Here is an 11,501-nt window from a genome sequence, read left to right on the forward strand (position 1 = left end):
TATAATAAAATGCTGAATTATTACGCTGCTTATGGGTATGGCAATAAAATAACGTATGATAAAGTATTGGAAATAAACCGAGATAGAAATGTCTCTTATAATAAATCAAGATATATCTATTCTGAATTACTCAATTTAAAGCCTATTGTTTTGACGCAGGAGTCTATAAGCGTAAATTTAGATAAAAATAGTGCAGGATTTACTACTCCGATAATTCAATTGGTAGGCGAGCATGAGTATTATCTATATAATGGAGATGGCATAATTCTAAATAGAAATAAATTGGCTTTTACCTACATCTATCTTGTTGATAACGAAAAATTTATGGAACAAATAGATAAAGAATTAAGTTGGTATGAGAACTATAAATCAGATCTTAAACAAAATATTAGCTATTTAGAATTTGATAACTGCGGTACTACGAAAACTAATATAGACAAAAGTGTTGAGAGCATGATAAAAGAATTGGCAGATATGCCCCGATAAAGGTCAAGTAGTGCGCAGGATAGTAAACGCGGAGCAAAGGTATAAATTTCACAGAGCGGCGAGATATTTGCTCGCTTAGCGGGTGGTTTTCTTGCTTGATTGGTGGGCGGTGGGCCTAATCGGCTTAGTTTTGTAGGTAGGCGGCGTCTTTTATTTTGGCAGTTCTGCCTTTTGCGGGCGCGCTAAGAATCGCCGTTTTTGCGGCAGAATTTGCGATTTTGGCTTGCGCGCTGTTTTGGTATTTGTTCAAAAGGTATAAAAATTTTAAGCCAAGCAAGCTGTTTGTAAAAAATCTAAATCTTAGTTTACTGCTTTTTGCGGTAGAAAATTTATCGCTCGGCGCTTTTTACGGCGGGTTTTTGACGTGCCTCGCGGCGGGGTATTTTTGGGGCGAGCAGGCTGCTGGCTGGAGCGTGGCGTTTGCATTTGCGTTCGTGCCCTTTTGCCCGATCGTTTTTGTAATTTCATACGTTTAACGAAAAGAAAAGCTAAGCCTATGCGCCTTTCGCGCCCGCTAAATTTTATCTCTCGCGCAGCACGGGTTTGGGCGCGGATTTAACGCGTACGAGCTGGGCGCTATTTAAAATTTAGCTTATCCCGCTTGCTTTAAAATTTTAAAATTCTATCGTCGCAAAAGCTCCGGCGCGGGCTCTAAATTTTATCTTCTACGCGGCGCGGACTTGAGCACGGATTTAGCTCGCACAAGCCGAGTATGAAATTTCGCCGCGGACAAAATTTTGCGAACGGATAAAATTCTCGCTAGCCGCCGCGCTTTAACATTTATGTAAAACGCATTTATGCCACTGCGGCGTTTGCGAAATTCCAAAAAATCGCGCGGAACTTGCCTTTACAAACGGCGATTGCACCGCAGGCTTATCTGCGCGAGCTCGGAGCTTTGCAGCTAACGAAGAGGTCTTATTTTTGCCGCTCTTTAAATCAAATCCAAGCTTCGGCAGAGAAAAACGCGAGCGGCGAATGCAGAAGCAAAACCAAGCGGGCGGGCGTGTTTGCCCCAAATCTAGCCATTTAGCCTCATCATTTTTTCTAAAATTTCATAGACTAGATCAAACTTCGTAAAGCCGTCCCTGTCTAAAAAATGCCCGCCCTTCTCCACCTCGTAAAACTTAGCGTCCATCTGCCCCGCTAGCTCACGGCTGAAGCTAAACGGCACGATATAATCGTCCTTTGCGGCAATCACCGCGCGCTGTTTTGCGGCGGCTTTTATGCGCTCAAAATCAAAGCCTTTATCCATAAACTCGTCTAAAATTTTAAATTGCGGGTCGCTAAGCGGCTTTGCAAGCCCCGAGACCAGCACGATCCCCTCTACTGCGCCGCCCATGGCACTGCTTTGTAAGAAATTTAAGATCGTAGGGCAGCCGAGGCTGTGTCCGACCAGATAGACTTCGTCTTCAAATTTCACGCTTTCTCGCAATGTCTTCAGCCACTCATCAAGCCTTGGGTGCGCAGGCGTGGGCATTGTTAAAATTTCCGCCCTTGCGCCCGATTTTTCGATCTCGCCTTTGAGCCAGGCAAACCAATGGCTTTTAGGCGAAGCATCGTAGCCGTGCACAATATAGACGCACTTTTGCATATTTTTCTCCTTCGAATTTAAGCTCGCCCCAAACGAGGCGGTACCGACGCAAAGTAGCGAAGCTGCGCATGCTAGGCTAAATTTCATCGCATTTCGTCTTTTGCTATTCATCTCTAGCTCCTCTCATTTCTAAAGCGGACATTTTACATCGTTTTTTAAAAAAGACCTCTTAAAACGTTCGCGTAGATCTATAAAGATTCGCGGCAAAGCCGCTTGCGCGCAAATTTTAAAATTTCAATCTGCGCGCTAGCCCCTACAGATCGTAATTTTGTCGGCAAATTTACCCAAAAAATGATACCCCGAGCCTGCCTGCGCGATGATATCGAGCACCGCGTCCGCATCCCGCACGAGCGTGCCGCCCGCAAAGTCCACGCCGCGCTCAAACAGCGCCTGCGGCAGTAGCGGCGTGGTAGGCCCCACGAGCACGAGCTTGGCGCCGCTTTTTTTCAGGCGCAAAAGCCCACCCAGCGTGTCGTTGATGAGCGTCGTAGCCGTGATTATCACGTTATCGGCGCGCGGCACGACGCTGCTAGCCTCGCTTGCAGGTAGGTAAAACGGCAGCTCGGCCTGCTTGAGCGTGCTTTTGTCAAGCTCTAAAATTTTAAAATCCGCCCCTTTTTTCATCAGCGTCTTGATGTAGGGCACCAGCGCGCCCACGACGACGCTAAAGCTGCCGCGCTCGATCCGCAGCTGCTCAAAGGGATCGGCGCCGAATTTCACGTCGTAATCGGCGCGGATTTTATCAAAACACGCCCTGCCGAGCGCATTTAGCGCGGCGAGCGCGAGCGTCTTTTTAAGCGGCGCGGCAGAGCCCAGATCGCGCAGCAGATAGCGCACGCTTTTGCCTGCGATATTGCCCGAATCGGGCATCACGCTTGCTTGCGAGGGGCAGCAAACGGCGCCCGATAGGGACTTTAGCGGCGTATAGCTAAGCCCGCACGCGCCTCCGCTCAGCTTCACGCCGCTAAAAAATAGCCCCACGACCGCGCGCTCGATCTTAAGTTCCAGCGCCTCCGCTCCTAAAATTTCTTTCGCGCACTCCAGCGTCTGATCTAAAATTTCGCTCATTTTCGCTCCTTTGATCTGGAATTTAGCGCCATTATAGCTTAAAATTTCGCCGCCCGTATTGATATAGATTTATTCAGCGGGCGGCGGCCGTATCCATGACAAGTCGCGCTCGCTGCGGAGTTAAATTTTATTTCCTACCTGCCGCAAGGCTAAATTTTATTTCATATCCGCCGTAGGGTTAAATTTTATTTCCGATCCATCGCAGGGCTAAATTTCATTTTCCGATATGCCGCGGGGCTAAATTTTATTTTCGGAAAGCAGGATGTTGATGAGCGGATTTAGCAACGTTTCGCCGCGAGCGGCGCACAGCACGATCTCGTCGTAGTAGTAATCGCTCCTGCCGTAGTTGTGAAACTCATACGCGCCAAAGCCGTAGCCCATCGGCGTGATCTCGACGCGCGAGTACCAAGCGTCCTTGGCGATGATGTATTTTTCGGTGTCTTGCGAATAAACCCACACCACGATCTCATCTTTGTTTTTTTGCCGCATCAGCCACATAAAGACGTTTGCGATGTCGTTGAAAAAATATGTATCGCCGTTTGGCATAACGGCCTGGGCGGTGTTGTACAGATCGTTTATCACCGTGCCGCTCTCGTGGCATAGGTATTTGCCAAATTCGATCTGCAGCGGCTGCTTATCGGTGTTGCCGTGACGGACGGAAATTTTGGATTCGGCTATATCCATCGACGATATGAGCAGCCCCATCACGCAGGCGAGCAAAACTGCGGCAAAAATTTTCTTAATCATAGCAGCGCGCCCCGCACGAAGTAGTATTTGACGACGTAGGCACTGCAGATGAGTGCGTTTAGAATGAGCCAGAACGAGGAGTATTTAAGCAGGTGGGTGTAGGCGCGCTTGGTGATGAGCTCCGTTAAAAACGGCACGATGCCGAAAAATATACCCAAAAATAGCGAGCCCCAAATCGCGTAGCCGACGAAGTAATAATCCTTCAAAAGCATGCAGTACGGGCATTTGTGATTAGGCTGCTCGTAAACGTAAAGCCCGAAAAAATAGGTGATCGCGTAGTATGCGACGAACAAAAAGAGCAAATTCAGAGCAAAGCTCGCCATCGACTGCTTTAAGAAATTTAAGATCAAAATGGCGCCCAATATCGCGTAGAAAAAGGTCGCCAAAAGCGCCTGCGTGTAGCCGAACGGGAGCTTCGGCGCGCGAAATACGACCGAGCAGCAAAACACCGGCACGCGCAGCGGGATATTGATAAAAAATAGAATTTCTAAAATAAACTCCGCCAAAACGCCCGTAAAAAGGATGGTAAAGATCAGATATTTGCGTTTGAGGTATGGAAATTTGCCCGCTTTAAGATCGAGGCTGTTTAAAATAAGCCAGAGTCCAAAGCCGAAGATCAGTAAAATTTTTAAAAGCAGTAGGATGTTGCCGTAGCGGTTCGAGCCCACGACGCCTGCGGAGCACATTGCGCCGGGCACGACCGAGGAGAGCTCGTTCAGGCAGAGCGCGAAAAATATAAACAAAATGATCTTGCACGCTATCGTGAAGAACAAAATGGTGTTGATGAGATAGTTTCTTTTCTCCAGGGCGTATTGTAAATTTGAGGTGGCGTTAAAGTCCCAGTAGCGCATGATCCGCACGATGTGAAACTGCGAGATCGCCATCAACGCTATTACGATCAGCTCCACGGCCAAAAACGCGATCACGCTACCCGATAAAAATACGCTCATGCAGAAATTTCCCCGTCTTTTAAAAACACGTATCGATCTACGAAATCCAGCTCATCAAAGAGTATATCGTGCGTCGCGATCAAAACGGTCTTTTTAAGCTCTTTAAGCTTTGAGAGCATCTCGATAAAGCCGAGCGAGTTTTGTTTGTCTAAATTTGCCGTCGGCTCGTCGGCCAAGATGATCTGCGGCCCCATCACGAGCGCCCTTGCGATAGCGCAGCGCTGCTTCTCGCCGCCGCTAAGGCTAGAGACGATCTGATCTTTTTTATGCGCGATATTAGCAATCTGCATCGCTTCATCTATGCGCGCGCCAAGCTCATCTCTGCTCAGCCGCTCGAGACTAAGCGGCGCAAGGACGTTTTTATAGACGCTAAGCGCCTCAAGCAGGTTGAAAGACTGAAAGATGAAGCCGATTTTTTTATGGCGATACGCTGAGCTTTCGATATCAGCGAGCTTGGAGACGTTTGCGCCGTCCACTAAAACCTCACCGCTACTCGGCTTAGCAAGCGCGCCTATGATGGATAGAAGCGTGCTTTTGCCGCTGCCGCTGACCCCTTTTAAGATTACGATCTGCCCCTCTTCGACGCTTAGGCTTATGTTTTTTAAAGCGCGAAATTCATTCGCCCTGCCCTCATTGTAAATTTTAAAAAGCTGCTTGATCTCTATCTTGCTCATTTGACCGCCTCACTCATATCGCCGATAGCGATGCGCCAGGATGGGATGATGACGAAGGCTAAAAACGGGATCACGCTAAAGACGAAGATCAAAAAGAGCATATTAAAATTTATCGCGGGGGTGAAGGTGATGAAATTTCGCAACTCGCCGCCTAAGAATATATCGCGCAGAAGCGGCGCATCCAGGATAAAAACATAAGCATACGCGCCCGCGACGCCGAGCAGATAAGCGCTTAGCGAGACGATGAAATTTTGAATAAATTTCATCGCGATGATGTCCTTTATACAAAAGCCTATACTGCGCAAGATCGCGATCTCCTTTTTCTTCTCGCCGTACGCGAGCGAAATTTGATTTTTTAGCAAGATGAAAAATGAGATCATCGCCACGGCGTAAAGCACCATAAAAATTCCACCCTTGTAATAATACAGATGCCTCACTTCAGCTACCGCGTCCTCCGCGCTAAGAGCTTCCGTATTGGGGTATAAATTTACGATCTTAAGCGCTACTTCGCTTACTTCGTTGGGGTTGGGCACGCTTACGTAGAGCTTGGTGTATTCGCCCTCCTTCAGGCTTAGCACCTCGCGCGCGGTATCGGGGTTGAGATAGATCACGTCGTTTGAGACGATGCTGCTTTCGTGCGGCGAAATTTTATTTATCTTAATCGCGATTAGGCGCTGTTCGGTTAAGAAGTGAAACTCATCCTCGTAGTACCATTCGCCCATCGCCGCTTTTACCCCCTCGCCTACGATCATTTCGTTTTCATTCAAATTTTCGTCGCCTACGATATGAAACCAAACGCGCTTTTGAGCGAAGTAATACATCCCGTCCACGGCGCCCTGCACTTCGCTGACGCCCGCGATTTTAGAAATGTCGTAGATATAGCCGTCGTGCATCAGATCGCGTTTGCCCGCGCGCAGAGCCTCTACTACGATGTCGGGTCTGAGCTTGATGACCTTTTCGAGATCGTTTTGAATGGAGCCCGAGATGAAAAGCACCGAGCTTAAAATAAAAACGATAAAGGCAAATATCGCGAAGCTAAAGGAGTGGTCGGCTCTGTCTTTTCGCAGCAGGATTACGGAGTAGTCGATAAAATTTTTACTTATCATAGACGAACTCCGCGTAGGCTTTGCTTTTAAAGCTGCTTGAGAGCCGCACGTCCTTTATCTCGCGCGCGAGCTTTTGCAGGCACTGCTCGCCCTTTGCGCGATCAAAGCTTACATAATGCACCGCAATGAGCGCGTAAAGGGCGGCAAAAAAGATCATTAAAGCGCAAATGAGCCTCATAGCCCTTCTATTACGCTCTCTTTGATCTCGTCAAATTTAAGTACGCTCTTACCGCCGTGATCTTTGGCGAAGGTCTTGGCCGCGCTCTCGCTATCAAACGGAATGAGCTCGTCGCCCATCGGTCCTAAGACGTTGGAGCCGAGCACGAAAAAGGCGCTTTTAGCATCGATCTTGTGTAACTTGTAGTAGTCGGTTACGAAAATTTTATCAAAGCCCTTACCCTTTTGGAAGTAGTATTTCATCATATCTTTCACGCCGTCAAAATACAAATTCTCGCCGCCCTGAACCTCTATCATCGCCGCCCAGTTAGGGTTTTTGCCCACTAGCATGCCGCAGACCGGACATTTAGCGCCCTCCGGCACGACGATCTTTTCAGGTTTTTTCGCTTTTGCATCTTTACCGCTGCTGCCTAAATTTACCGGCGCATCCCATAGATACAGCGCCGCGGCTTGTAGGTGCTTGTCGTACTCAGGCTCCTTGCTAGCACCCTTTGCGTCGCAAGTCTTTTTGAGATGAGCTTTGAGCTCGGAGATGGCTTTGAAGCTTTTAGCGTCCGTTTTAGCGCAGTTTGTTTCGTAAAATTCTTTACCGTGCGCGTAAACGCCGCCCTCGCGTTTGGCTTTGATCATCTTGTTATCGCCCTCGAAATCCTGCCCCGCAATCTCGTAGGCTTTGGCGAAGCTCATTATCTCGCCGCCGTTTTCGGCTTGGAATTCCTTGGCGTCGGCTTCGGTTGAAAAGGCGTATTTGCTATTGCGGCTCATCGTACCTTTGACCTTGCTGCCCACGACGTAAAAGGCTTTATTTACGTCGATCAAATTTAGATTTTTCGTATCTACTACCTGTGCATCGCTTGGAATTTTGCCGCCCGTAATCTCGTACAAGCAGTGCAGAGAAGCTACTTGCTTGCCGTTCCAAACGTGATTAGTTTTATAGAATTTAACCAAATTCATTCCGCAAACGGCGCAGTATTCTTTGCCCTCGCCGCTTCCTACAAGCGTAGCCTTGCTTGGATCCACGCTTTGAAACATAGGCTTTGCCGGCTTATTAGCCCCATCCATCGAGGCGCCGCAAACGAGCGCAACAAGCGCGGTCGAAGCTAAAAACGAACGTAAAATCATACTATCTCCTTAAAATTTTGATGTTTTAAATTTACTTACTAATCGAGTTTAAAAATTCCAAATTCTCGCAGCCCATCTTGATGCCGCCGTCGCAGCTTTTTTTGAAAAACTCTTTTGCTTTGGCGTTATCGGACTTCACTCCTTTTCCTTCGGCATACATTATGGCTAGGTTATTGCAGCCGTCGAAGTGGCCGAGGCTGCACGCCTTTTCATACTGCTGCTTTGCCTGCTTATAATCCTGGCCCACCCCCTGCCCGAAGGCGTATAGATAGCCTAGGTTGTTGCAGCCGATGCCGATGTCGCCGCCGCAAGCCTTTTCGTAAAAAATTTTAGCCTTTGCGAAGCTTTGCTCGACGCCCTCGCCCTTTAGATACAGATAGCCCAGGTTGTTGCAGCCCATCATATCGCCGTAGGTGCAGGCCTTCTCATAAAGGCTCGCCGCCTTGGCGACATCCTTTGCAAGCCCGGCGCCGTTTGCGTATAAAAGTCCGAGCGAGGTGCAGCCTTCGTTATCTTTGCAGGCTTTTTCGTAATAAGCCGCGGCTTTGGTGAAATTTTGATCCGCGCCGTTGCCGCTTTCGTAGATATAGCCTAGATTATTGCACGCAAGCGCAAATTTAGCGCTGCACGCTTTTTCGTAGAGGCTGATAGCTTTTTCGAAATTTTTCTCTACGTTGCCGGTGCCCTCAAAATACAAAACGGCTAGATTATAGCATCCCGAAGCTTTATTTTCCAAACCGCACGCTCTTTCGTAAATTTCTGCGAGTTTTTTATGATCGCCGCTTTGTTGAGCTTGAATGCCCTCGCTGATAAAGCCCGCGTTTGCCGCGCCCGCCAAAGCAAGCGCTATTAGAAATTTTTTCAAATTTACTCCTTTATATCGTTTTTACGTCCCTGCCTCTGAAAGCAAGAGCGATTATTAAAAAGACCGCCGCTATTATACAATAAAACGGCGCGGGTATATGCGGTGCGTCTCCCGCGGCATAAGAGTGCATGCCGGTGAGGTAGAAATTTACGCCGAAATAGGTCATTATTATTGAGCTATACGCGAGCGTCGAGCTCACGCAATAAACATAGATCAAGCCGAGTTTAGGGATAAATTTCAGATGCAGCACGATCGCATAGACGATGATCGAGACATACGACCAGGTCTCTTTGCTATCCCAGCCCCAATATCGACCCCAGCTCTCATTCGCCCATACGCCGCCGAAGAAATTTCCGAGCGTCAGCATCGAAAGCCCCACGATGAGACTGATCTCGTTGATCGCCGTTATATATCTGATCTGTGCGTTAAGCCGCTCGCGATTGGCGCCGTTTTTAAGCGCCATCAAAACAAGAGCCAAAAGCCCAAGCAGGCAGCTAAGGCCCAAAAATCCATAGCTAGCCGTGATAACCGAGACGTGGATGCTAAGCCAATAGGATTTTAGCACTGGCACGAGGTTGGTAATCTGCGGGTTTACGAAGCTCATATGCGCTACCAGCATCACGATGCTGGCTAGCAAGCAGCTCGCGCTTAGCGTAAGCAGGGACTTTCTAAAAAATATGATCCCCGCAAGCGCCGCCGACCAGCCGATGTAGATCATCGACTCATAGCTATCGCTCCACGGCGCGTGAGCCGCAACGTACCAGCGCAGCGCAAGCGCAAGGGTATGTGCTATAAAACATATCGCAAAGGCAGCGAATAAAATTTTTTGCGCGAGCATGAAGCGCTTGCCGCAAAGCGCGCCCAAAAGCGCCAATATTAGAGCTACGCCGCCTAGGATCATATAGCAATAAACGAGCTTTTTGAAAACCGAAGCTTTGTTGTAAAACACCTCGGCTTTGACGCGGTTTTCGCTTGGAAGGATAGCTGCCGAGGTGGCTCTTTGGTAGTTTTTCAGCTCCGCAAGTGCGCCGTCCGCTTTAGCCCAATCATTATCCGAAATTCCATCTTGCAAGCCGTTTAGATAGTCGTTTAGCACGCCTTTGATTTGCGGGGCGATACTATAATCCGCGAAGGCGTCGTTCGGCGAGAGCCAGGTATTTTGCGGGTCGTTCGGCACGGGGATAAATTTAAAAAACACCCCTCTAAAGGTCAGATACGCGATGTTTAGCCGCTCGTCGAATTTAATCAGCTCGTTATCGAGCACGCCGCGGCGCGAGGCGCTTTTTTCATTCGCCTCGTCCAGGGCGTGGGCGAGCTTGTAGTTGCCGTTTTCATCAAAGACCGAATTAAAGCTCGCATATCGCTCCTGCGGCGCTAAGCCTAGCATCTTTTTGATCTCGTCGTTTTTAATCTTTATGATCTTTTGATCGCGCCAAAACGCGGGATTTAGGCTCATTCCTAGGATCATCTGCTCAGCGCTTAAGCCGTAAAGCCCCTCCGTGCCTGAAATTTTATTTACGATCTCGCTTGCTTCGGTGCTAAGCGGCTTGATCCTGCCCATATAATCTTGCACCAAAAGCTCCGCGAACGCGCCGTTTGCATGAACGCGCGAGTTGGCTTTAAGGTTTGCTAGATAGTTTTCATCCGCGGCGCGAAGCTCAATGCTGAAAAAAAGCGGCGCAATCAAAAGAAGCGCGGCGGGCGCGTTGTTTTTAATAAATTTAGCTAGCTTTTTAAATCTGCTGCCCGCGGTAAAAAGATTTCCGATAAATCCGACGCAAAGCAAGAAATAGCCGAAATAGGTAGGGATTTTACCCGGATCGCGATTAAGCTCCAGCACCGTACCCCGCTCGTCCGTGTCGTAGGAGGATTGAAAGAGCTTAAAGCCGTCAAAGTTTAGCGGATGATTCATATAAATTTCATGCTCTCCCGCGCTCTTGCCCTCTTTTAAAATTTCAACGTCGCTAGCGTAGGATGACGGACTTTGCGAGCCGGGATAGCGCTCGAGCTTAAATTTCAAAAGCTTTACCGCAAACGGAAGCTCTATGAGCTTCGAGCCCCAGCTTAGCATTATCTCCTCGCCGTCAAAGTTTAAAATTTTAGGTTCCCCGAGCCAGCCAGCGCCGCCGCGCAGCTGCGCTTCTTGCTCGCTTCCGCCCTCAAAGCCCGCCTTTACCGCAAGCGTGCCCTGTTCGCCCTTGGGCGCGGGTTTGTAGGAGCCAAATTTAACGGTGAAGTTTTTAGAATTTATACTTTGCGTGAAGCTAAAATCGTTATCGCCGATCTGAGATAGATTTAGCGGATGCTCGAACAGCGCGTCTTGCGTGCGGATTTGCAAGTATGGCTTGACGCTTACCATCTCGCTTTCGCTCTCGCCCGCTCTTACGTGCAGCACGCCCTCGGTGCCGAAATAGCGCGTCAGCGCCGCGCCGATAAAGATCACGATAAATGCCGCGTGCAGAACGAAGGAGCCGAAGCGGCGCCACATTTTGGTTTTTATGATTATTCCTAGCAGGCTCAGCGTCGCAGCGCCCATGACGCACTCGTACCAGCGCGCCTCATATACTAAAATTTTAGCCGTTTGCGTATCGTAAATGCTCTCTAAAAAGGTTGCTACGCCGGCGCCTGCGGCTAGGATAAAGAGAAGGCAGAGCGCAAATTTGTAAGAGATGAAAAATTTTAATATTTTTAGCGCGCTCATTAACCCTCCGCAGT

Annotated in this window: 12 protein-coding genes; 2 read left to right on the plus strand and 10 right to left on the minus strand. The window is 48.6% G+C overall.

The features are described from left to right. The coding region (locus Q0117_RS06465; protein WP_297923876.1) for a hypothetical protein at positions 1-486 on the plus strand (486 nt) is incomplete at its 5' end. Positions 487-641: 155 nt separating this feature from the next. Beyond that, positions 642-962 carry a hypothetical protein gene (locus Q0117_RS06470; protein WP_297923878.1) on the plus strand — a complete coding sequence of 107 codons (321 nt, stop codon included), beginning with the start codon at positions 642-644 and terminating at the stop codon, positions 960-962. A 542-nt stretch (positions 963-1,504) separates the two neighbouring features. Here the strand turns inward: Q0117_RS06470 and Q0117_RS06475 are convergent. From Q0117_RS06475 to ccsA, 10 genes are all read right to left on the minus strand, one after another. Next, positions 1,505-2,188 (minus strand): alpha/beta hydrolase, encoded by a 684-nt coding sequence (locus Q0117_RS06475; protein ID WP_297923880.1) that lies wholly within the window; start codon positions 2,186-2,188, stop codon positions 1,505-1,507. Between the two features lie 135 nt (positions 2,189-2,323). Beyond that, positions 2,324-3,145 carry a DUF364 domain-containing protein gene (locus Q0117_RS06480; protein WP_297923882.1) on the minus strand — a complete coding sequence of 274 codons (822 nt, stop codon included), beginning with the start codon at positions 3,143-3,145 and terminating at the stop codon, positions 2,324-2,326. Positions 3,146-3,382: 237 nt separating this feature from the next. Continuing rightward, entirely contained in the window at positions 3,383-3,892 is a 510-nt protein-coding gene (locus Q0117_RS06485) for a hypothetical protein (RefSeq protein WP_005870878.1), read from the minus strand. Continuing rightward, the gene (locus Q0117_RS06490) at positions 3,889-4,842 is read right to left on the minus strand and encodes a hypothetical protein (RefSeq protein ID WP_297914381.1); all 954 of its coding nucleotides are present in this window, start codon (positions 4,840-4,842) and stop codon (positions 3,889-3,891) included. Before Q0117_RS06490 ends, Q0117_RS06485 begins: the two co-directional genes overlap by 4 nt. Then, positions 4,839-5,516: an ABC transporter ATP-binding protein gene (locus tag Q0117_RS06495; protein ID WP_297923885.1), complete on the minus strand. Its 678-nt coding sequence runs from the start codon at positions 5,514-5,516 to the stop codon at positions 4,839-4,841. The genes Q0117_RS06490 and Q0117_RS06495 overlap by 4 nt, the downstream gene beginning before the upstream one ends. Next, the gene (locus tag Q0117_RS06500) at positions 5,513-6,622 is read right to left on the minus strand and encodes an FtsX-like permease family protein (RefSeq protein ID WP_297923887.1); all 1,110 of its coding nucleotides are present in this window, start codon (positions 6,620-6,622) and stop codon (positions 5,513-5,515) included. The genes Q0117_RS06495 and Q0117_RS06500 overlap by 4 nt, the downstream gene beginning before the upstream one ends. Then, on the minus strand, positions 6,612-6,800 hold the full coding sequence (locus Q0117_RS06505; protein WP_295098450.1) for a hypothetical protein: 189 nt from the start codon (positions 6,798-6,800) through the stop codon (positions 6,612-6,614). The genes Q0117_RS06500 and Q0117_RS06505 overlap by 11 nt, the downstream gene beginning before the upstream one ends. Continuing rightward, positions 6,797-7,921 (minus strand): nitrous oxide reductase accessory protein NosL, encoded by a 1,125-nt coding sequence (locus Q0117_RS06510; RefSeq protein WP_297923889.1) that lies wholly within the window; start codon positions 7,919-7,921, stop codon positions 6,797-6,799. The genes Q0117_RS06505 and Q0117_RS06510 overlap by 4 nt, the downstream gene beginning before the upstream one ends. A gap of 31 nt (positions 7,922-7,952) precedes the next feature. After that, on the minus strand, positions 7,953-8,786 hold the full coding sequence (locus Q0117_RS06515) for a tetratricopeptide repeat protein (RefSeq protein ID WP_297923891.1): 834 nt from the start codon (positions 8,784-8,786) through the stop codon (positions 7,953-7,955). Between the two features lie 10 nt (positions 8,787-8,796). Continuing rightward, complete coding sequence (gene ccsA, locus Q0117_RS06520) at positions 8,797-11,487, minus strand: cytochrome c biogenesis protein CcsA (RefSeq protein ID WP_297923893.1); 2,691 nt, start codon at positions 11,485-11,487, stop codon at positions 8,797-8,799. Positions 11,488-11,501 lie beyond the last annotated feature (14 nt).

Origin of the sequence: uncultured Campylobacter sp., assembly GCF_937997535.1 — a bacterium.
Taxonomy (GTDB): domain Bacteria; phylum Campylobacterota; class Campylobacteria; order Campylobacterales; family Campylobacteraceae; genus Campylobacter_B.

Coding starts and splice junctions, on each gene's coding strand:
- Q0117_RS06475 (WP_297923880.1), bottom strand. CDS start 2,188: ATGAATAGCAAAAGACGAAATGCGATGAAATTTAGCCTAGCATGCGCA.
- Q0117_RS06480 (WP_297923882.1), bottom strand. CDS start 3,145: ATGAGCGAAATTTTAGATCAGACGCTGGAGTGCGCGAAAGAAATTTTA.
- Q0117_RS06485 (WP_005870878.1), bottom strand. CDS start 3,892: ATGATTAAGAAAATTTTTGCCGCAGTTTTGCTCGCCTGCGTGATGGGG.
- Q0117_RS06490 (WP_297914381.1), bottom strand. CDS start 4,842: ATGAGCGTATTTTTATCGGGTAGCGTGATCGCGTTTTTGGCCGTGGAG.
- Q0117_RS06495 (WP_297923885.1), bottom strand. CDS start 5,516: ATGAGCAAGATAGAGATCAAGCAGCTTTTTAAAATTTACAATGAGGGC.
- Q0117_RS06500 (WP_297923887.1), bottom strand. CDS start 6,622: ATGATAAGTAAAAATTTTATCGACTACTCCGTAATCCTGCTGCGAAAA.
- Q0117_RS06505 (WP_295098450.1), bottom strand. CDS start 6,800: ATGAGGCTCATTTGCGCTTTAATGATCTTTTTTGCCGCCCTTTACGCG.
- Q0117_RS06510 (WP_297923889.1), bottom strand. CDS start 7,921: ATGATTTTACGTTCGTTTTTAGCTTCGACCGCGCTTGTTGCGCTCGTT.
- ccsA (WP_297923893.1), bottom strand. CDS start 11,487: ATGAGCGCGCTAAAAATATTAAAATTTTTCATCTCTTACAAATTTGCG.